Raw genomic sequence first — 19,723 nt, forward strand, 5'->3', positions numbered from 1 at the left:
TTGTGCGGAAGATTATCGTGGTCAGAGGACTTCCCCTGCGGGAAGTCCGGCTTGGGACTCGAAGCGATTCGCTTACAAGCGAATCGGCAGCCTACAGCATGTAGGCGAGTCCCGTCCGCTCCGCCAGCATCAAAGAAAAAGCCCCGCTTGTCGGGGCTTTTTCTTTGTGCGGAAGATTATCGTGGTCAGAGGACTTCCCCTGCGGGAAGTCCGGCTTGGGACTCGAAGCGATTCGCTTACAAGCGAATCGGCAGCCTACAGCATGTAGGCGAGTCCCGTCCGCTGCGCCAGCAGCTCAAAAAAGAAACAGCCCCGTTCGGGGCTTTTTCTTTTTTGCCAATCCAACCTTCCGGCACGGACCAATCAACGCTTGAAAAGTGCTTAAAACGCACCCCTAAACCTCACCCCCTCCTGCGCCCCATCCCCGCCAGCACCAGCAAGCCCCCCGCCAACAAGGCCAGCGAGCCCGGCTCCGGCACATTCACCGCGACCGCGTGCGCGCTATTGTTGGCGCTGGCACCGAGTTGCGTGAACAGCAAGCCGCCCGTCGCATCGTAGAACCGCACATCATAAATATCGCGGCCGCTGCAGCAGTCGGAGCGCCCGAAGATGGTGAGGCCACTCAGATCGAACGACGACGCAAAAGTAATCGTCAACATGTCGTTCACCCCGCCAGCCGAGTGAAAAATATTTGGAAACACGCCCGAAATGCTGCCATCGATGGCCGACGCGGCCGAACTGTTGGGGTGATTCGACGAACCCACGGCGGTCGCGCCCAGGCTGGCCAGCGCCACATCCAAACCGGTCCCCGCCTGTACCGCAATCACTTCAGCCACTTGCAGGTAGGGCTGGGAATATGCCGCTGCATTTTGTTTGATGATGATGGTTTTAACGCCAATGACATTGGCGCTGGCGGTGCCTGACAAGGCGGCTGACACTGCCAACACCGCGGCCAGCATGGAAACTTTAAACAGGTTCATGAATTGCTCCTAAGACGATACATTCGTAGAAGCAATTTACATGCCAATAATAAATATTCATTTCATTCAATAACTTAACAATAACCCTGACCAACATCGATACTGACTGTAAAGTATCCCGACAAATACTCAGCCACATACCACCTTCAATTGCCCCACCCCCACACTGACCCGATTCCGCCCGCCCGTCTTGGCGGCATACAAGGCATGATCGGCCCGTGCCAGCGCCGCATTGATATGTTCATGCGCATCAATCACCACCACGCCCACGCTGATGGTCATCGCGTACGCGCCCGCACTGGTGGGCAAGGGCGCCGCCGCCACCGTCATCCGCAAGCGTTCCGCCGCCAGGATCGCGCCCTCCAGGTCGGTCGCCGGCAGCACCAGGGCAAATTCCTCGCCGCCCAGCCGTCCCATGATGTCGTGGTCGCGCAACGCCGTCCCGGCCGTCGCAGCGAACAGCACCAGCGCCTCATCCCCCGTGGCATGGCCAAAACAATCGTTGATCCTTTTAAAATGATCGATATCGATCATCATCAAGGCAATCGGGCTGCACTGGCGCCGTGCCAGCATGCGGGCGCTGTCGGTGCGGTCAAAAAAGGCATGCCGGTTGATCAGGCCCGTGAGGCTGTCGATGGTGGCCAGTTGCACCATGCGGGCGTCATCTTTCTCCTTGCACAGCAATAGAAAGCCGAAGCCGTTGACGATCATCAAGATGTAGCCGGCGATGAAGGTGGCGTGGTGGGCGCCCGCGGCCGACAACAGCGAGGCGTGCGTGTGGCCCAGGCCATGCCAGGCGCGCACCGCCATCGCCACGGCAAACACCAGGTTGTTGACCCCGATCAGGCGCTGCAATACAGAGCCGTGCGCGCCCGGGCGCAGCAGCAGCCACGCCATCGCCAGACTGAACAGTCCCAGCGCCATCGACATCAGCACCATCCCTTGCACGGCATCGAGCCGCAGCGCCTGGGCGCCGTACAGCGCCAGCAAGGCCAGCGCCGTGAATGGCAGCAGCGCCACGGCCCAGCGCGGCAGAGCGAGAAACACGCAATACGCCGCCAGCTCGAGCGCCGTGCCGATCATCAACAAGGCATTGCCCGTCGCCACCAGGGCCGACCACGCCAGCTCCGGCTGCAGCCATCCCACCAGGTGCGCAGCGCCCTGCACCAGCCGCGCGCCCGCCCAGATGCGCATGGCCGGATGCGAGGCGGCACCGCGGGCATAGCCGGCCATCAATAGCGCGAAGCCAATGTTGCCGATACCAAGCACCAGCATGAAAGTACGAATATCGATCACGGATTTTCCTCGGCAATGCTGCCGGCGCCCTGCCCCTTGGGTGGCGCCGGCGGCGTGTCAGGGAGGCGCTGGCGGCCACCTGGACGCCCATACCAAAACAATCACAAACATTGCCCTGAGGAACTATAATAGCCTAAAATAGCTAGCCTGTCGTAAAAACAATCAGGCGCGTGCATGACGCCCGGACGAAAAAAAAGCAGGTTCAGCGAACCTGCTTTTACAACGTGATCAACACTGATGGTCAACGCTTATTTGCGCCCTGCCCGCGGCTTGGCGGCGACACTGGCTGGCTTCGGCCTCGATTTGATGGTCGACAGGATGGACGGGCGCACCTTGGACTCGGGCGCAATGAACGGCGTGGGCGCGATCGCCCGCGCGCTGGCGCGCTTCGGTGCGGCGGCGAACTTGTCGAGGGTGCCGGCGCCGGAAGTCTGGCGCTTGCGTTCGCCGGCGGCCAGGCCGCCGTCTTCCGAAGCTTGCCAGCTTGGCACCAGGTGGCGGTCGCTGTTGCCGATCAAGTCGCCACGGCCCATGGTGACCAGGGTTTCGCGCAGGATCGGCCAGTTGGCCGGGTCCTGGTAGCGCAGGAAGGCTTTGTGGGCGCGCCGCACCTTGCCGCTGCGCGCCGTTTCCACCACTTCCGAGTCGGCCGTGACCTTTTTGAGGGGATTTCTGCGCGAGTGGTACATCGTCGTGGCCATCGCCATCGGCGTGGGCATGAAGGTCTGCACCTGGTCGAGCTTGAAATTGTTCTTCTTGAGCCACAGGGCGAGGTTCAGCATGTCCTCGTCCGTGGTGCCGGGATGGGCAGCAATGAAATACGGGATCAGGTACTGCTTCTTGCCCGCTTCCAGCGAGAACTTGTCGAACATGGCCTTGAACTCGTCGTAGGCGCCGATGCCCGGCTTCATCATTTTCGACAGGGTGCCCTCTTCCGTGTGCTCGGGCGCGATTTTCAGCAGGCCGCCCACGTGGTGGGTCACCAGTTCCTTGACATATTCGGGCGAGCGCACGGCCAGGTCATAGCGCAGCCCCGAGCTGATCAATACCTTCTTGATGCCGGGAATGGCGCGCGCCTTGCGGTACAGGGAGATCAGCTTGCTGTGGTCGGTGCCCAGGTTGACGCAAATGGTCGGGAACACGCAGGACAGGCGGCGGCACGATTCCTCGATGGACTTTTCCTTGCAGGCCAGCCGGTACATATTCGCGGTGGGGCCGCCCAGGTCGGAAATGGTGCCCGTGAAACCCTTGGTTTTATCGCGGATGTGTTCGATTTCGCGCAGGATCGACGGCTCGCTGCGGCTCTGGATGATGCGCCCTTCGTGCTCGGTAATCGAACAGAAGGTACAACCGCCGAAGCAGCCGCGCATGATGTTCACGGAAAAGCGGATCATGTCCCAGGCGGGGATCTTTGCCTTGCCATAGCTGGGGTGCGGGGCGCGCGCGTAATTCATGTCGTAGACGCCATCCATCTCGTCCATCGCCAGCGGCAAAGGCGGCGGATTGAGCCAGACATCGCGCTCGCCGTGCGCCTGCACCATGGCGCGGGCATTGCCCGGGTTCGATTCGAGGTGGAACACGCGCGAGGCGTGGGCGTACATGACGGGATCGTCCTTGACGACATCGTAGGCGGGCAGGCGCACCACGGTTTTATCGTGCTGCTCCTTGGCCAGCGCCAGCCGCTCTTCGCGGCTCATGATGCGGATCGGCTTGATGACGTCGGGCGCGACGGCGTTGTTGTCGGTGGCGCAGGCGGTCTTGTCTTCCTGGGCCATGGCGTACGGGTTCGGGTGCACATCGACCTTGCCGGGCACGTCAACGCGGCTGGAATTGGCCACCGACCAGTCCTCGGCCGGCAACCAGCCGGACGGCACCATGAAGGCGGTGCCGCGCAAATCCTTGATGTCGCGGATCGCTTCGCCCGCCGCCAGGCGGTGGGTCAGGTCAACCAGGGCGCGCTCGGCATTGCCAAACAACAGCAGATCGGCCTTCGAATCGGGCAGCACGGAACGGCGCACCTTGTCGGACCAGTAATCGTAGTGGGCGATGCGGCGCAGCGACGCTTCGATCGAGCCGATGATGACGGGCACGTCCGGAAACGCTTCGCGGGCGCGCTGGGCGTACACGGTGACGGTGCGGTCGGGCCGTTTATTCGGCTCGCCGTTGGCGGTGTAGGCGTCGTCCGAGCGGATCTTGCGGTCGGCCGTGTAGCGGTTGACCATCGAATCCATATTGCCGGCGGTGACGCCGAAATACAGGGTCGGCTTGCCCAGGATGCGGAAGGCCTCGGCCGAGTGCCAGTCCGGCTGGCTGATGATGCCGACGCGAAAACCCTGCGCCTCCAGCAGGCGGCCGACCAGCGCCATGCCGAAGCTGGGGTGGTCGATATAGGCGTCGCCGGTGACGAGGATGACGTCGCACGCACCCCAGCCCAGCGCGTCCATTTCGGCACGCGACATTGGCAGGAAAGGCGCAACAGCAGCGCGGCTAGACCGCTTGGGGACGGTCGCAAACAGATTGATTGGGGAGCTCATTGGGCAGCATTGTACCGGAAAATGCGCCGCACAGCCGCCGACGGGCCCGACAAGGCGGGCCGGCGTGGCTGAAAAACCGCTTACATTTCAATAACTTGTGCTACTGCCGCCATCAAATGCCCATGCTCGAAAGCATATTGCCCAGTTCGCGCAGGGCCGGCTCCAGGTGCGGGTGCTTGACGGCGAACTTGGCCGACAATTCCTGGCTGCGCTCGGCCAGGCCGTAGGTGCTGCTTTCCGGGGTCTGGTCGACGGTCCCGGCGGCCAGGCGGCGCTCGAGCAGGGTCTTGATGTCGCCGTCGAGGCGGTGCAACAAGTCTTTCAGTTCGGGATCGACTTCGCCCGTGCTGGCGATATCGTTGTGCAGGGTTTGCAGGCGTTGTTGCAGCTGGGCTGCGTGGTCGTTCGACATGATGGTCTCGCTTGCGGTGTTTAGTCGGTGAATCGGGTGTCGAGATACAACTCTTCGACCTTGGTGCGTGCCCACGGCGTCTTGCGCAAAAACTTCAGGCTCGATTTCACGCTGGGCTCACTGATAAAACAGTTGATGTCGATGCGCTGGCCCAGTTGCTCCCAGCCGTAATGCTCGACCAGGCGCAGCAGGATCGCCTCCAGGGTGATGCCGTGTAAATCCTGGGTGCTCATGGGGCGGGTCCTCGGGTGTGTTCATAAAAAGTATATACCGCTTTGGGCGCGCCACGCGACACGTGCGGCGCGCCCGTGCTGATGCTTACTGCGCCGTCAGGCCACGCCGTTCCAGCAGCGGCGCGATGGTGGCATCGCGGCCGCGGAAACCGTGGAACATTTGCATCGCATCCATGGTGCCGCCCCGCGAGAGCAGCATCTTGCGGAAGGTGTCGCCATTCTTGCGCTGCAAGCCGCCGTTTTCCTTGAACCATTCGACGGTGTCGGCATCGAGTTTTTCGGCCCACAGGTAGCCGTAGTAGCCGGCCGAGTAGCCGTTCGAAAACACGTGCGAGAAATAGGTGCTGCGATAACGGGGCGGCACGGGGGCGAAATCGAGCCCCGCCTCTTTCAGCGCGGCCGACTCGAACGCGAGCACGTCGGTGGGGATTTGCGCCGGACTGAGCTGGTGCCAGCGCTGGTCGATCAGCGATGCCGCGATGTATTCCATGGTCACGAAGCCCTGATTAAATTTCTTGGCAGCGATGACCTTGTCCAACAAGGCCTTGGGAATCGGCGCGCCGGTCTTGTAGTGCTTGGCGTAATTGCCCAGCACCTCGGGCCAGACCGCCCACATTTCGTTGACCTGCGACGGAAATTCGACGAAGTCGCGCGGCACGCTGGTGCCGGAAAAACGGGGGTACTTGACGTTCGAGAACATGCCGTGCAGGGCGTGACCGAATTCGTGGAAGGCCGTCTTGACCTCATCGTAGGTCAGCAGGGTCGGCTCGCCGGCGGGTGGCTTGGGAATATTGAGGTGGTTGGCGACGACCGACCGGGTGCCCAGCAAGCCCGATTGCGAAACGTATTCGTTCATCCAGGCGCCGCCCCGTTTATTGCTGCGGGCGTACATATCGGCCAGGAAGATGGCCAGCGGCTTGCCGTTGGCGTCGTAGACATCGAACACGCGCACGTCCGGGTTGTACACGGGCAGATCCTTGCGCTCCTTGAAGGTGATGCCGTAGAGCTTGGTGGCGGCAAAAAACACGCCATTGGTGAGCACATTGTTCAGCTCGAAATACGGCTTGAGCTGGCTCTCGTCGAAATTGAACTGGGCCGCGCGTACCTGGCTGGCGTACAGGTCCCAATCGGCGGCGCCCACCTGGAAGCCGCCCTTGCCGGCGTCGATGATTTTCTGGATATCGGCCGCTTCCTTGCGCGCATTGGCGACGGCCGGCTTGCCCAGTTCGGCCAGCAGGCCGTTGACGGCGGCGGTGGTCTTGGCGGTCTGGTCGTCGAGCGAGTAGGCGGCGAAGTTCGGATAGCCCAGCAGCACGGCCTTGTCGGCGCGCAGCTTGGCCAGGCGCAGCACATTGTTGCGGTTGTCGAACTCGCCGCCGCGGCTGCCGCGCGCCAGCGACAGCGCCATCAGGCGTTCACGCACGGCGCGGTTGCTCAGTTCGGCCAGCGGGGCCTGGCCCGTGGTGTTGCCGACAGCGACGACGAATTTGCCGTCGAGACCGCGCTTTTTGCCTTCGGCGGCGGCGGCGTCGATGGCCGCTTCGCTCATGCCGGCCAGTTCGGCGCGGCTGTCGACCACCAGTGCCGAGGCGTTCTGCTCTTTCATGACGTTCTGGGTGAATGCCGACTGCAGGGCCGCGATTTCGCCATTCAAGGCTTTCAGGGTGTCCTTGTCGGCCGTCGACAGCCTGGCGCCGGCGCGCTCGAAGTCCTTGTTGTAGCGCTCGAGCAGGTACAGCGATTCGGCGTCCAGGCCCAGGCTGGCGCGCTTGTCGTACAGCGCTTTGATGCGCGCATACAGGGCGGGGTTCAAATAGATGGCGTCATTGTGCGCGGCCAGCTTGGGCGACATGGCCGTGTCGATGGCGTCGAGCTGGTCGTTGGTATTGGCCCCCTGCAAATTCGAGAAGACGGCCGACACGCGTGCCAGCAACTGCCCCGAGCGCTCCATGGCCACGACGGTGTTGTCGAAGGTGGCTGCCTTGCGCTGCCTGGCGATGCCGTCGATCTCGCGCAACTGCTCGCGCATGCCGGCCTCGAAAGCGGGCGCAAAGTCGGCGTCACGGATCTTGTCGAAGGCGGGGTACTGGAACGGCAAGGTGCTGACCTTGGCGAAGGGATTCGACGCCGGCAGGGGTGCCGCGACGGGGGCGGACACGGCGACGTGGGACATGGCAAGACTTGCGGCAGCGACGATCAGCAGGTGGGGACGGTTCATGGCATCTTTCACAGGCGGAGGAACGTTGCCGCCAGGTCAGCAGCAACGATTGAGCCGTCGATCATAGCAGCGCCCGTCCATTCCCGCTATTGGACGATGCGCCGTTCGATGCGGCGATCGGGCGCCAGCCAGATCAGCGCCACGATCACATACATGGCAAAGCCGGCCAGCGGCCAGGGCGTCGACAGGGCGATGCCGGCAATATAGAAGCCGATCGATAGCCAGCCCTTGCGGTCGATGCCGATGGCCTCGGCCAGCGCGCGGTTTTCCGGGTGATGGCGGGTGAGCACGCGCGCCAGGATGGAGTAGGCCACTGCGCACATCAGCAAGATGACGCCATACGCGGCCACGGGCGCCGCCTGAAAATGGTTTTCGCCCATCCAGGCGGTGACGAAGGGAATCAGGGACAGCCAGAACAGCAGGTGCAGGTTCGCCCACAAGGCGCCGCCGCTGATTTGTTGCACGATGTGCAGCATGTGGTGGTGGTTGTTCCAATAAATCCCCACGTAAATAAAGCTGAGGACGTAGCTGCCGAGGACGGGCAGCAGCGGCAGCAGGTCATTGAACGCGGCGCCGTGCGGGACCTTCAGTTCGAGGACCATGATGGTGATGATGATGGCGATGACGCCGTCGCTGAATGCCTCAAGCCTGCCTTTGCCCATCTCTGTGCTCCATGTTCTTTGGGGATTGCTTGTCACTACAATCGATTGTCAGAGATTAGCCGGTGCAGGCGTCGCATCGTCCTCGACGTTGGCGCTGTATATATCGAGGCCAAGTTCAATTCCCCGCTCCGCCAACAGCGCCATGACATCCGGCGCCAAGGACAGGCCATCGTTCAAGCCTTGCATGAACAGACCGCAATAAACATCGACTTCAAATTGATGCACGAGTGACTTCCAGACGGCGAGGTCAGATTCAACTTGCGATAACAGCCAACGAAGCTGTCCATTGACATCCTCTGGCGCTGTTTGCTCGGCGATCAATCGCCAATTGCCGCACTTTACGACGCGCTCACGCCCGGACTGGTAAGGAATCACCTCACCCGTTCTCTCTGCCACTGTCGGAGCACATCGCAGGATTCGGCTTACTTCTTCCGGGTCCAGATCCTCGCCGAAAAGACGCAGGCATGCTGCCGAATGATGTATTTGCGCCATCGCTCTTCCTGTCGAATTTTAAGTAAAAATCAAAGATTCCGCACCGTGAAGGCGATCAACCCGAGGCAAATTCTCAGCGAACGATTTCCCGCAATCGCCGATGAGCGTATTGCGCCAGATAATTCAAAAAAGATGCCGGTAGATTTTGCCCTATTTACAACGCGCATACATCAAGGAGGCGCGCGGCGTGGCAGCAAGGTTGGGCAGTACCATGTGCCGTTCGAGCCGGCCTTCTCTGGCGAAACCGGATTTTTCCAACACCCGCGCAGATGCGTGATTTTCCGTGTCGCACGTCGCCTGCACGCGAAAGCACGCGGGCAGCGCCAACGCCACGTCGGCAAAGGCGACCAGTGCCTCCGTCATCAGGCCCGTCCCCCAAGATGCGCGCTGCAGCACATACCCGATGTCGATCGTGCCTGCGAGGAGGCGCGCTTCCAGCATACCGATCGGGACAGCATCATCGTCGCGCCGCGTGAGGATATAAGGCCGCCGCTGCCCGCTGTCCCATTGCTGCTTGCAATACGCAATGAACGCTTCGGTTTCACCAATCGACTGATGGGGGCGCCACACCATGTATCGCGCGACCTCCGGGTCTTGCGTGTAAGCGTCAAAGAGGTGGCTGGCATCGGCATCACAGGGCGCACGTAAAGTGAGCCGGTCTGTCTGAATCAGGTTTGGAAGCAACATTGAGATTGGTGAAGTTCTGGTGGTTGAGGACGTGTCGTCAGTGTGCGCCCCCCTCTGGTCGGATCGCCACGCCGGAGCTCATTGTCGTACCACTGGCCGCCATGCCCGCGATAACATAAAAACCGCAAATACCAGCTCCAGCAATGCACCGACGCCGGCGGCAATGGCGGGTGCGAGGGCGGCGAAGCCGGCGCCGATGCCGGCGACGATCAGGCTTGCCCCCATCAGCCAGTACACCGGGCTGCCATACATGCTTGCGAAGACCAGGTAGCGGCTGCCGATGACGGCCATCATCGCGGGGAAAAATACGCCAGGGCTCGACAGGTACAGCCCATACGCCATGGCGCAGCACAGGATCAGCCAGATGGTCGAGGCCGCGCCGAGCTGGTTCAGGGCGTTGTCCTTGCCCGTCCTGGCGGGGCGTCCCAGCGCCTTCGTCAACAGGGCGCTCGCGGGATAAATGAGGGCGCCGCCAATGAGCAGCGTCCCTACCGCCGGCTTCAGGCCCAGCCGGTGGCACACCAGCGCGGCGGCCATCCACACCAGGGCCGATACCAACACGCCCGGCGCGCCGTCGTAGTGCGCATGGCGCATCTCGCGTTGCTGCTCTTCGGATATAGCTAGTTTCATCGTGCGCTTTCTGCGTGGAAGATGCCCGCTGGTGAAGTGTGGGACGGGCAGGACGCCCGTGTTCGCCCATGCCTTGAAAAAAATTATGCCTGGACAGTGTCAGCGCGCCCGGCCCGGCCAGGGCGCGCATCAATTCTCCATCATTCACGATCGCGCGCCGGCCCTTGCCTTGCCAAGCCCCTGGCAATACTTAACAGCGCTTCGCGCCCTGTGTCATCGACACGGGGGGCACGCAGTGTGTAACTGATGCCATGGGCGAACCACGCCACCGTGCTGACGGCCCGCGTGCCACTGCCCTGCTTGCTGACGAGCACGGCCGGCGCCCCATTGACGTCCGCGTTGATCATTTCTTTGGTAGAAATGACGCCGCCGCCAGATTTCGTCAGATCCATTTCTTCCAGCACCACATAGCCCAGCGTCGGGTGCGCGAACATCCGCTCCAGTCCCGTCCAGCCACGGCCGACATAGGTGCCGCAGGGCGCCGCCCCCACCGGGGACAGTCCCCGCAGCGAGGTCGCGTCGACATTGGCGGGCGCCATGTTCAGCCCGCCATTCGCCAGCAATTGCGCAAAATCTGGCGCGCGTGCACGGTATTGGGCTGCCAATGCGGCGAAGTCCGGTATCTGGTCGTCGCGCACGGGAATCACCTTGTGCTCCCTCATCAGGCGCACCTGTTCCAGCAAGGACTGCCTGATCGACGCTGGCAGATGCTGTTCGTCGATCGACTTCACTGAAAACTCACCCGCCGCCGGCCCCGACTTGGCCTCTTGCGCGCTGGCATATCCGGCAAGCGAAAGGGCAGCGACAAGGCCGAACATGCTTGCGACAGGCAGTGTTTGCATGGTCAATAAAAATTGGTTTTTAGTTAATTGAGTGTAGCGCAGATTGGCGAGGCCCGGAACATTTCTACCCGGGAAAAGGCAGCGCGCTCTTTCTCTCAATAATGTGGCGGCACCTCGTGCGGGCCAGCGCCCGGGGTGGTGTGCGAGGCATTGCGGATGTGCTCGGCCAGGGCATTGACCATCGCTTCGAGCTGGTCGATGCGGCGGGTTTGCTGGTAGACCACGTCGTTGAGCGAGTCGACCAGGTCTTCCTGGTGCGCCAGCTTGATTTCGATGGCGACAAAGCGCTCTTGCTCACTCATGTACTGCTCCCCCTGAAAAAACCGTCATTATGCGCGATGGCGCCGAATTGGCAGATCGACACGTCTTATGCGCGCTAGCGCACGGACTGGTTAATGTTTCCATTGCAAAATATACGCATGGAAACTATTTTGCCTTCTTCCGACGCCACGCCGCCGGATCCACAGGGACGGCCCGCGCCTGCCCCGCCGACGCCGGCTGGGCGGCCCGATCATTTAACGGCGCAAAAAGTCGAGGTCGGGATCATCCTGCAAGCGATGCTGGGCACCCAGGCCGCCATCGAATACATGCACAGCAATGCGATCAACCACCGGGTGGTGGCGCGCGTGCTCCATCAGCCCGAATTGCGGCGCGGGCGCCATGATGCGCACGGCATTCGCGTGTCAATGTGATTCAATTATGCGCGTTCGCGCATAATTGGCTTACTGGGGCGGCAGCGGCCGCGGCGTTGCCAGCAAGGCCTTCAGGCTGGCCAGCCTGTCCTTCGGCGAAATAATTTCCGTTTCCATGGGCGCGGCGTCGCCCACGTCGAGCGCCATTTCCTTGATGAAGCGCGACACGTCGCAGTGCACCTGCTCGCCGGCCCGCTTTCGCTGCTTGCACCAGGTAATGTGCAAGGTGCGCTGCGCCCGCGTGATGCCCACGTACATCAGGCGGCGCTCTTCCTGCACGCGCGCGCCGATGGTCTCGACGGAGGCGTCGGGGTCGCCCTTGTGCGGCAAGATGCCCTCTTCGACGCCGACCAGGAATACGTGGGGAAACTCGAGTCCCTTCGAGGCGTGCAAGGTCGACATGCGCACGGCGTCCGGCTCTTCGTCCTTGCCTTCCAACATCGTCATCAGGGCCACCATCTGGGTCAGTTCCAGCAGGTTTTTTTCTTCTCCCGACTTGTCCTTGCCGCCGCAACCGCGTTCCTTGAGCCAGTTGGTAAATTCGAGCACGTTCTGCCACTTGCTCTGGGCCGCGCGGTCGTCGAACATATCGTAGAGATAGGACTCGTAGCTGATTTCCTTCATCATGTCGTCGAGCACGGCCGCGGCATTTTCGCCGCTGCCGGACGGCCCCGGGCGGCTCGCGCGCGACTCCAGGTTGTTGATGAAATTGCAGAACTGGCGCAGCGGCAGCAGCTGGCGGTCGGCCAGTTTCGCCTCGATGCCGCCTTTTAAGGCCGCCTCGAACAGCGAACAGTTCCACTGCTTGGAAAACGCCCCCAGCACCTCCAGCGTCGCCATGCCCACGCCCCGCTTGGGGGTGGTGACGGCGCGAATGAAGGCCGGATCGTCGTTCTCGTTGGCGACCAGGCGCAAATAACTGATGATGTCCTTGATTTCGGCCTTGTCGAAAAAACTCTGGCCGCCCGAAATCGTGTACGGAATGCGCTCCTTGCGCAGCGACTGCTCGATCACGCGCGCCTGGTGGTTACCACGGTACAAAATGGCGTAATCGGACCACTTGTTCTTGCGCTGAAACCGGTCGGCCGAAATCATGATGGCGATCTGCTCGGCTTCCTGGTCGTCGTTCTGCATGCCCAGCACGCGGATCGGCTCGCCCAGGCCGTGCTCGGACCACAGCGATTTTTCAAAGATCTTCGGGTTATTCGAGATCACCGCATTGGCCGCCTGCAGGATCCGCGTCGTCGAGCGGTAATTTTGCTCGAGCTTGATCACTTTCAGATCGGGGAAATCGACGCTCAGCGTTTTCAGGTTTTCCACCGAGGCCCCGCGCCAGGCATAAATGGCCTGGTCGTCGTCGCCGACGGCGGTGAACATGGGCTTTTTATTGATGCCCGTGACGAGCAGCTTGACCAGTTCGTACTGGCAGGTATTGGTGTCCTGGTATTCGTCCATCAGCAGGTAGCGCAGGCGGCGCTGCCATTTGTCGCGGATCGGATCGTTATTACGGAACAGTTCGACGGGCAGGCGGATCAGGTCGTCGAAATCGACCGCCTGGTAGGCCGACAGGGTGGCGACATAGCTGCGAAACACCCGCGCCGCCTGCGCCTCGTCCTCGTCCTGCGCATCGCGGATGGCGTCTTCCGGATCGATCAGGCCGTTTTTCCACAGCGAGATGGTGTTCTGGATGCGCCGGATCAGCTGCTTGTCGGTGGTGATGGCCAGATCCTGCACCAGGCCGTAGCAGTCGTCGCTGTCCATGATGGAGAAGCGGTCCTTCAGGCCCACCCCGGCCGCCTCCTGGCGCAGGATTTTCACGCCCAGCGAGTGAAACGTCGACACCGTCAACTGCTTGGCCTGGCGCGGCTGCTTGAGCAGCTTGGCGATCCGCTCCTGCATCTCCAGCGCCGCCTTGTTGGTAAACGTCAGGGCGGCGATGGTGCGCGGGTCGTAGCCGCGGTCCTCGATCAGGTGGGCGATCTTTTGCGTGATCACGCGCGTCTTGCCCGAGCCGGCGCCGGCCAGCACCAGGCAGGGGCCGTCGAGATAGATCACGGCTTCGCTCTGGGGAGCGTTCAGGCCGAACTTGGGGGCGGAGGACATCGGGGGGCACTTTGCAGGAGATCAGCCAATCATTGTACAGCCAGCCCGGCGGTGCACCGGGCGACGGGCGGCGCAGGGGACGACAACGGCGCCCCACTTGCGCTACCATTTGCCCTTGGCGCAAAAGGCGCAGCAGAGGCTACCCATGAAATTTGAACACCTGATTGAAATTAACGACCCGCTCAACCCCCTGATCGATAGCCTCACCCGCGAGCAGCTGTGGCGCGGCCTGGTGCTGCACGCCGAGTCGCCCAAGCTGTTCGTGCCGCACCTGGACGAGTGCGCCATCAGCGCGCGCGATGCGGACGGTTTTACGCGCCTGCGCCGCTTCGGCCAGTTGCAGATCGAGGACCGGGTGTTCTTGACGCCCCTCGACGAGGTGCGCTACGAAGTGCACGCGCAGGGCGACATCAGCGCCTCGAGCCTGCGCGTGACGATCGAAGCGCCCGGTGACGCCGTGCTGTTCGTGCGCTTCAAGTACGACGACGGCCATGACGCCGCCACCGACCAGGCCAACGCCATGTACGACGAGTTCAAGAAATCGGCGTACCAGGAAGCCGACATCGACGCCATCCGCATCGTGCGCGAACTGGCGGCGGCGGGACGGCTCGACGCCAGCTACCTGAACTGAGCGCGCCGCCCCGCGGCAGGCTCAGACGCCGGGGGCGTCACCCGCCACGGCGATATCGGACGCATCCCTGACCAGTTCCTCGTGCAGGTGGCGCAGCGCCGTGCGCAGCCCCTCCTCCACCACCGGGTGATAGAAGGGCATCTCGAGCATCTGCTCGACCGTCATGCGCGCCTGGCAGGCCCAGGCCAGCAGGTGGCCGATGTGCTCGGCGCGGGGGCCCACCATTTCGGCACCTAAAAAACGCCCGGTGCCGTATTCGCCGTAGACGCGCAGCAGGCCGTGGTTTTGCAGCATGACGCGGCTGCGCCCCTGGTTCTCGAACGACACCATGCCCAGCGCGAACTTCGGCTTGCCGGCCGCGCACAGGGCGCGGTAGCTCTCGCCCACGGTGGCGATCTGCGGCTCCGTGAAGGCCACCGCCAGCGCCGTGCGGCGCAGGCCCGGGCGCACGTCGGGAAAGCGGCCCGCGTTGTCGCCGGCGATGCGGCCCTGGTCGGCCGCCTCGGCCAGCAGGGGGCGCTCGTCGTCGGCGTCGCCGGCGATAAAAATGTGGCTGCCACCGCACTGCATGGTGCAGCGGTCGAACAGGGGGATGCCGTTCCGGTCGAGGTCCAGGCCCGTGTGTTCGATGCCGATGTCGCCCACGTTGGGCGTGCGCCCCGCGGCCGCCAGCACGATCTCGAACTGGTCGGCGTGCGCGGCGCCGCTGGCGTCCTCGGTGTGCAGCACCACCCCGCCGCCCGCGGCCGGCTCGACCTTGACGATGCGCTGCTGAAAACGGATGTCGAGCTGAGCGCCGAACACGCGGGTGGCATTGTGCAGCACCTGGGGATCGCTGATCTGGGCGATGCTGCCGCCGCGCGCGAAAAAGCTCACGCGCACGCCCAGCCGCGCCATCGCCTGGCCCAGCTCGAGGCCGATCACGCCGGTGCCGATCACCGCCATCGATGCAGGCAGGTCGGGCAATTCAAAAATGTCGTCGCTGCTGATGATGGCGCCGCCGCCCGCCTCGAGCACGGGCAGCCGGGTGGGCGTCGAACCGGTGGCGATGACGAAGCGGCTGGCGTTGACGAGCGTGTGATCGTCCACCTGCAGCGTGCGCGGACCGGTAAAGCGGGCGTGGCCTTGCAGCTTGTCGCTGTCGGCGATGGCGTCGACGCTGTCGATGACGAAGCCGACGAAGCGGTCGCGCTCGGCCTGCACGCGCGCCATCACGGCCTTGCCGTCGATGCGCTTGTCGCCCGCGTGCACGCCGAAGGCCGCTGCGCGTTCGAGCATGTGGGCCGCTTCGGCTGCGGCGATGAGCAGCTTGCTGGGCATGCAGCCGACCCGCGCGCAGGTGGTGCCGTAGTGTCCCCGTTCGATCAGCAGGGCGCGCTTGCCCTGCGCCACGGCGGCGCGGTAGGCCGACAGGCCGGCGGTGCCGGTGCCGAGAATGGCGACATCGACGTCGAGAGTACGCATGGTCGTTCCTGGAATGAAGGCGGTGGTGCGCCATTCTAGCGCGTGCCCGTCAACGCGATCAGATATCGAGCGGATCGACTTCCAGCGACCACTTCACGCGGCTCTTCATCTCGCGCAGCAGGGCCAGCCACTGCTTGAGGAAGCCCTGCAGGGCGGGCCGCGAGGGCGATTCGATCAGCAGCTGGGCGCGGTCGACGTTGTGCACGCGCGTCATCGTCATCGGGATCGGGTCGTTGATGGTGATGGCCGGGTCGAGCAGGCAATCGCGCGCCTGCTGCAGGAAATCGATGGCGGTGGCCAGCTCGGGCGCCTCGGCGCGCAACAGCGCCTGGTACATATACGGCGGCAGCGCGGCCTGGCGGCGCTCGGCGAGCAGGCTGTCGGCGAAGCGGTCGTAGTCGTGGCCGACCACGGCCGCATACAGGGGATGGCTGGCGTAGCGGGTCTGGATCAGCACTTCGCTGGGGCTGCCGCCTTCCTGGCGCGCGGCGCGGCCGGCGCGCCCGGCCACCTGCATGAGCTGGGCGAACAGGCGCTCGCTGGCCCGGTAGTCCTGCGAGAACAGCGCGGTATCGGGATTGAGGATGCCCACCAGCGTGAGCTTTTTGAAGTCATGCCCCTTCGCCACCATCTGGGTGCCGATCAGGATATCGACGTCGCCCCGGTGGACGCTGTCGAATGCTTCCTGCGCGCTGCCCTTCTTGCGCGTCGAGTCGGCGTCGATGCGCAGGATGCGCGCCTGCGGGAACAGCTGCTGCAGCCCCTCTTCCACGCGCTGGGTGCCGCGCCCCAGCGGGGCGATGTCGACGTTGCCGCAGGTGGGGCAGTGGCGGGGAATGCGCAACTCCAGGCTGCAGTGGTGACAGCGCAGCCGGTGTTCGGGCTTGTGCAGCACCATGAAGGACGTGCAGCGCGTGCATTCGCTGATCCAGCCGCAGGCTTCGCAGCTGATCACGGGAGAATAGCCGCGCCGGTTCAGGAACAGCAGCGATTGTTCGCCCCGCTCGAGGCGCTGGCGCAGGGCCGCCACCAGGTGCGAGGTGAGGCCGTCTTTCGGCTTGTCGCGCTCCATGTCGAGCACTTTTACGCGCGGCAGCACGGCGTCGCGCACGGCCCGTTCGCGCAGTTCGAGCTTGCGGTAACGGCCCGAGCCGGCGTGATGCCAGCTCTCGAGCGAAGGCGTGGCCGAGCCCAGCACGATGGGAATGGCCAGCTGGCGCGCCCGCCACACGGCCAGGTCGCGCGCCGAGTAGCGCAAGCCTTCCTGCTGCTTGTAGGAGGGGTCGTGCTCTTCGTCGATGACGATCAGGCGCAGGCGCGGCAGCGACGCCAGGATCGCCAGCCGGGTGCCCAGGATGATGCGCGCGCGGCCCTCGTGCGCCGCCAGCCAGTGCAGCATGCGCTCGCCCTCGGCCAGGCTGCTGTGCAGGGTCGCCAGCAGCAGGCCGGGAAAGCGCGCGCGGATATTGCCTTCGAGCTGGGGGGTCAGGTTGATTTCCGGGACCAGGATCAAAATTTGCGCATCGGGCTCGCGCGCGAGCACTTGGGCGCAGGCCTGCAGGTACACCTCGGTCTTGCCGCTGCCCGTCACGCCGTACAGCAGCAGCGGGGTAAAACCCAGCGCGCCGCCGATGGCGTCGGCCGCCGCCTGCTGCTGCGGATTGAGGGGCGGCGCCGCAAACGGCGTCGTGTCGGCCACGTCGATGTTCCTGGCCAGCTTCTTGATGGCGCGGTCGAGCGCCACCGTGGTCGACAGGCGCAGGTTTTTCGGCAGGCCCGGCAAGGCCACCTCGCCCAGCGGGCGCTGGTAGTAATCGGCGGCGAAGGCGGCCAGCGCCAGCCAGGCCGGCGACAGGGGCGCCAATTGCGCGCGCACCGCCAGCGCATCCTTGAGTTTTTCCGCGGGCACCTCGGTGTGGTGGCCGACGCCGACGATCAGGCCGACCACCTCGCGGCGGCCGAAGCTCACCAGCACCAGCTGGCCCGCCTGCGGCTCGGCGCCCCGCGCGCACGGCCAGCGGTAGTCGAAACAGCTGGTGAGCGGCGTGTCGAGGGCGACGGTGAGGATGCAGGCGTCGTTCAGCATGGCCGCTGCGCCGCCCGTGCGCCGTCGCCAGCACCGGGCCCGGGTGTGGACAACTTTGTGGACAAGGCCGTTATGGTGCTGCGGGAAAGTTTGTTGTTAATCAAGACGGACCACCGGCAACCAAAAGTCAAATTAAATTTCATCAATAAAATCAAGGACTTGGAAAAACGCCCCCAGCGAAGACGTTCAGCGGCGCGCAGGTGCCGGTTTGTGCATAACTCGGCGGTACGGGGCGCCCGCCCGCGATTTCACACACTCTCAATATCATGCGGCGCAGCACGAAGTTAATGTATTACCTGAGCATCTGCGCTAAGTCCCAGTAAACCAAGGACTTTCGCCAATTATCCACATCGCCTGTGGATAACTTTGTGGACAATGCCGGCAAAACCCCGTTTTCCCTATGAGAGCGGACTGTCGAGCGATCAACGTTCTCGACAGCAAATTTTTATAAGACGTTTAAAATCAAGTACTTATAAAGCTCTGAAATTTTTCGATCTATCCACATGCGGAAAAACTGCTAGTCGGACAATTTGTGAATAAGTGTGATTGTCCGACCTGCCCACGCCGCTTAAACGGCGCCGCGCTGGGCCCGGCTGAAGCGGTGCACCGCCTCGACCATGGCGCTGACCGACTCGGTGGGCGTGAACTGGGAAATGCCGTGGCCCAGGTTAAATACATGGCCGTCGCCGGCCGCGGGCGTGCCGTACGAGGTGAGCGAGCGCTCGACCTCGGCGCGGATCTGTTCAGGCGACGCGAACAGGATGGCGGGGTCGAGGTTGCCCTGCAAGGCCACCTTGTGGCCCACCAGCGCGCGCGCCTGGCCCAGGTTGACGGTCCAGTCCAGCCCTACCGCATCTGCGCCGATATCGGCGATCTGGTCGAGCCACAGGCCGCCACCCTTGGTAAACACCACGGCGGGAATGCGCACGCCGTCCTTGTCGCGCTTGAGCTGGCCAATCACCTGGCGCATGTAATCGAGCGAAAAGGCCTGGTAGGCGCCGTCGGCCAGTGCCCCGCCCCACGAGTCGAAGATCATCACGGCCTGGGCGCCCGCGTCGATCTGCGCGTTCAGGTACTGCGCCACGGCGCTGGCGTTGATCGACAGGATGTGGTGCATCAGGTCGGGCCGGCTGTACGCCATTTTCTTGATGGTGTGCCACTCTTTCGAGCCGCTGCCTTCGACCATGTAACACGCCAGCGTCCACGGGCTGCCGGAAAAGCCGATCAGCGGCACCCGGCCGCCCAGCGCGTGGCGGATCTGGGTGACGGCCTTGAAGACGTAGTCGAGCGAGTCCATGTCGGGCGCGCGCAGTTTGAGCACGTCGTCCTCGGTGCGCAGGGGACGCTCGAACTTGGGGCCTTCGCCATCGGCAAAATACAGGCCCAGACCCATCGCGTCGGGCACGGTGAGGATGTCGGAGAACAGGATCGACGCGTCCAGCGGGTAGCGGTCGATCGGCTGCAGCGTCACTTCGGTGGCGTAGTCGGGGTTTTTCGCCAGGCCCAGGAAGGAGCCGGCGCGCGCGCGCGTGGCACGGTATTCGGGCAGGTAGCGGCCCGCCTGGCGCATCAGCCACACCGGCGTGTAGTCGGTCGGCTGGCGCAGCAGCGCGCGCAGGAAGGTGTCGTTCTGGAGCGGGGCAAATTGGGTCATGGCGGGCGGCGGGCGGCTGGGCGAAAGGCGCTATTATCGCATCCTCGCGGCGCCGCCCGCCGAAGCGTGCGCACCCGTGCGGCGCTGGCGAGGACGCCGTCAAACGT

General features: G+C 63.5%; 18 protein-coding genes. 2 read left to right on the forward strand and 16 right to left on the reverse strand.

Annotated features, from left to right (window positions below):
* Positions 1–401 precede the first annotated feature (401 nt).
* From ACP7EY_RS08035 to ACP7EY_RS08090, 12 genes are all read right to left on the reverse strand, one after another.
* Positions 402–980, reverse strand: coding sequence for a PEP-CTERM sorting domain-containing protein (locus ACP7EY_RS08035; protein ID WP_426192223.1), 579 nt, complete (start codon positions 978–980; stop codon positions 402–404).
* A 129-nt stretch (positions 981–1,109) separates the two neighbouring features.
* Complete coding sequence (locus ACP7EY_RS08040) at positions 1,110–2,276, reverse strand: diguanylate cyclase (RefSeq protein ID WP_426192225.1); 1,167 nt, start codon at positions 2,274–2,276, stop codon at positions 1,110–1,112.
* Between the two features lie 248 nt (positions 2,277–2,524).
* Entirely contained in the window at positions 2,525–4,735 is a 2,211-nt protein-coding gene (locus ACP7EY_RS08045) for a YgiQ family radical SAM protein (RefSeq protein WP_426192227.1), read from the reverse strand.
* A 187-nt stretch (positions 4,736–4,922) separates the two neighbouring features.
* Positions 4,923–5,222 carry a DUF4404 family protein gene (locus tag ACP7EY_RS08050; protein ID WP_426192229.1) on the reverse strand — a complete coding sequence of 100 codons (300 nt, stop codon included), beginning with the start codon at positions 5,220–5,222 and terminating at the stop codon, positions 4,923–4,925.
* A gap of 20 nt (positions 5,223–5,242) precedes the next feature.
* The gene (locus tag ACP7EY_RS08055; RefSeq protein ID WP_426192231.1) at positions 5,243–5,455 is read right to left on the reverse strand and encodes a VF530 family DNA-binding protein; all 213 of its coding nucleotides are present in this window, start codon (positions 5,453–5,455) and stop codon (positions 5,243–5,245) included.
* An 85-nt stretch (positions 5,456–5,540) separates the two neighbouring features.
* Positions 5,541–7,673 (reverse strand): M3 family metallopeptidase, encoded by a 2,133-nt coding sequence (locus tag ACP7EY_RS08060; RefSeq protein WP_426192233.1) that lies wholly within the window; start codon positions 7,671–7,673, stop codon positions 5,541–5,543.
* Positions 7,674–7,759: 86 nt separating this feature from the next.
* Positions 7,760–8,335, reverse strand: a complete 576-nt coding sequence (locus ACP7EY_RS08065) for a TMEM175 family protein (RefSeq protein ID WP_426192235.1) — start codon at positions 8,333–8,335, stop codon at positions 7,760–7,762.
* A gap of 48 nt (positions 8,336–8,383) precedes the next feature.
* Positions 8,384–8,827 carry a DUF4279 domain-containing protein gene (locus ACP7EY_RS08070; protein WP_426192237.1) on the reverse strand — a complete coding sequence of 148 codons (444 nt, stop codon included), beginning with the start codon at positions 8,825–8,827 and terminating at the stop codon, positions 8,384–8,386.
* Between the two features lie 150 nt (positions 8,828–8,977).
* Positions 8,978–9,514 (reverse strand): GNAT family N-acetyltransferase, encoded by a 537-nt coding sequence (locus ACP7EY_RS08075; RefSeq protein WP_426192239.1) that lies wholly within the window; start codon positions 9,512–9,514, stop codon positions 8,978–8,980.
* Positions 9,515–9,592: 78 nt separating this feature from the next.
* Entirely contained in the window at positions 9,593–10,144 is a 552-nt protein-coding gene (locus ACP7EY_RS08080; protein WP_426192241.1) for a DUF7010 family protein, read from the reverse strand.
* A gap of 140 nt (positions 10,145–10,284) precedes the next feature.
* Entirely contained in the window at positions 10,285–10,962 is a 678-nt protein-coding gene (locus tag ACP7EY_RS08085) for a hypothetical protein (protein ID WP_426192243.1), read from the reverse strand.
* A 119-nt stretch (positions 10,963–11,081) separates the two neighbouring features.
* Complete coding sequence (locus ACP7EY_RS08090; RefSeq protein ID WP_426192245.1) at positions 11,082–11,288, reverse strand: SlyX family protein; 207 nt, start codon at positions 11,286–11,288, stop codon at positions 11,082–11,084.
* Between the two features lie 117 nt (positions 11,289–11,405).
* On the opposite strand from ACP7EY_RS08090, the gene ACP7EY_RS08095 reads away from it, so the two are divergent.
* Positions 11,406–11,678, forward strand: coding sequence for a hypothetical protein (locus tag ACP7EY_RS08095; RefSeq protein WP_426192247.1), 273 nt, complete (start codon positions 11,406–11,408; stop codon positions 11,676–11,678).
* Between the two features lie 30 nt (positions 11,679–11,708).
* Here the strand turns inward: ACP7EY_RS08095 and ACP7EY_RS08100 are convergent, their stop codons facing one another.
* Positions 11,709–13,781 (reverse strand): UvrD-helicase domain-containing protein, encoded by a 2,073-nt coding sequence (locus ACP7EY_RS08100; protein WP_426192249.1) that lies wholly within the window; start codon positions 13,779–13,781, stop codon positions 11,709–11,711.
* A 145-nt stretch (positions 13,782–13,926) separates the two neighbouring features.
* Between ACP7EY_RS08100 and ACP7EY_RS08105 the strand changes: the two genes are divergently transcribed.
* Positions 13,927–14,412: an SRPBCC family protein gene (locus tag ACP7EY_RS08105; protein WP_426192251.1), complete on the forward strand. Its 486-nt coding sequence runs from the start codon at positions 13,927–13,929 to the stop codon at positions 14,410–14,412.
* A gap of 21 nt (positions 14,413–14,433) precedes the next feature.
* On the opposite strand, the gene ACP7EY_RS08110 is transcribed toward ACP7EY_RS08105, so the two are convergent.
* The 3 genes from ACP7EY_RS08110 to hemE all read right to left on the reverse strand — a co-directional run bounded on the left by ACP7EY_RS08110 (position 14,434) and on the right by hemE (position 19,616).
* Positions 14,434–15,876 (reverse strand): dihydrolipoyl dehydrogenase, encoded by a 1,443-nt coding sequence (locus ACP7EY_RS08110; RefSeq protein ID WP_426192253.1) that lies wholly within the window; start codon positions 15,874–15,876, stop codon positions 14,434–14,436.
* A gap of 58 nt (positions 15,877–15,934) precedes the next feature.
* A complete protein-coding gene (locus tag ACP7EY_RS08115; RefSeq protein ID WP_426192255.1) occupies positions 15,935–17,962 on the reverse strand; it encodes a primosomal protein N' in 2,028 nt (675 codons plus the stop codon).
* A 568-nt stretch (positions 17,963–18,530) separates the two neighbouring features.
* A complete protein-coding gene (gene hemE, locus ACP7EY_RS08120; RefSeq protein WP_426192257.1) occupies positions 18,531–19,616 on the reverse strand; it encodes a uroporphyrinogen decarboxylase in 1,086 nt (361 codons plus the stop codon).
* Positions 19,617–19,723: the final 107 nt, after the last annotated feature.

This window comes from Massilia sp. DWR3-1-1 (genome assembly GCF_049898325.1).
In the GTDB taxonomy this organism is placed as follows: Bacteria; Pseudomonadota; Gammaproteobacteria; order Burkholderiales; family Burkholderiaceae_D; genus JAFCUW01.

What these genes read in the sequence shown, in the direction of transcription:
- ACP7EY_RS08070 (WP_426192237.1), bottom strand. Translation starts at nt 8,827, where the DNA reads ATGGCGCAAATACATCATTCGGCAGCATGCCTGCGTCTTTTCGGCGAG.
- ACP7EY_RS08035 (WP_426192223.1), bottom strand. Translation starts at nt 980, where the DNA reads ATGAACCTGTTTAAAGTTTCCATGCTGGCCGCGGTGTTGGCAGTGTCA.
- ACP7EY_RS08075 (WP_426192239.1), bottom strand. Translation starts at nt 9,514, where the DNA reads ATGTTGCTTCCAAACCTGATTCAGACAGACCGGCTCACTTTACGTGCG.
- ACP7EY_RS08085 (WP_426192243.1), bottom strand. Translation starts at nt 10,962, where the DNA reads ATGTTCGGCCTTGTCGCTGCCCTTTCGCTTGCCGGATATGCCAGCGCG.
- ACP7EY_RS08045 (WP_426192227.1), bottom strand. Translation starts at nt 4,735, where the DNA reads ATGTCGCGTGCCGAAATGGACGCGCTGGGCTGGGGTGCGTGCGACGTC.
- ACP7EY_RS08110 (WP_426192253.1), bottom strand. Translation starts at nt 15,876, where the DNA reads ATGCGTACTCTCGACGTCGATGTCGCCATTCTCGGCACCGGCACCGCC.
- ACP7EY_RS08065 (WP_426192235.1), bottom strand. Translation starts at nt 8,335, where the DNA reads ATGGGCAAAGGCAGGCTTGAGGCATTCAGCGACGGCGTCATCGCCATC.
- ACP7EY_RS08080 (WP_426192241.1), bottom strand. Translation starts at nt 10,144, where the DNA reads ATGAAACTAGCTATATCCGAAGAGCAGCAACGCGAGATGCGCCATGCG.
- ACP7EY_RS08060 (WP_426192233.1), bottom strand. Translation starts at nt 7,673, where the DNA reads ATGAACCGTCCCCACCTGCTGATCGTCGCTGCCGCAAGTCTTGCCATG.
- ACP7EY_RS08055 (WP_426192231.1), bottom strand. Translation starts at nt 5,455, where the DNA reads ATGAGCACCCAGGATTTACACGGCATCACCCTGGAGGCGATCCTGCTG.
- ACP7EY_RS08105 (WP_426192251.1), top strand. Translation starts at nt 13,927, where the DNA reads ATGAAATTTGAACACCTGATTGAAATTAACGACCCGCTCAACCCCCTG.
- ACP7EY_RS08090 (WP_426192245.1), bottom strand. Translation starts at nt 11,288, where the DNA reads ATGAGTGAGCAAGAGCGCTTTGTCGCCATCGAAATCAAGCTGGCGCAC.
- hemE (WP_426192257.1), bottom strand. Translation starts at nt 19,616, where the DNA reads ATGACCCAATTTGCCCCGCTCCAGAACGACACCTTCCTGCGCGCGCTG.
- ACP7EY_RS08095 (WP_426192247.1), top strand. Translation starts at nt 11,406, where the DNA reads ATGGAAACTATTTTGCCTTCTTCCGACGCCACGCCGCCGGATCCACAG.
- ACP7EY_RS08050 (WP_426192229.1), bottom strand. Translation starts at nt 5,222, where the DNA reads ATGTCGAACGACCACGCAGCCCAGCTGCAACAACGCCTGCAAACCCTG.
- ACP7EY_RS08115 (WP_426192255.1), bottom strand. Translation starts at nt 17,962, where the DNA reads ATGCTGAACGACGCCTGCATCCTCACCGTCGCCCTCGACACGCCGCTC.
- ACP7EY_RS08100 (WP_426192249.1), bottom strand. Translation starts at nt 13,781, where the DNA reads ATGTCCTCCGCCCCCAAGTTCGGCCTGAACGCTCCCCAGAGCGAAGCC.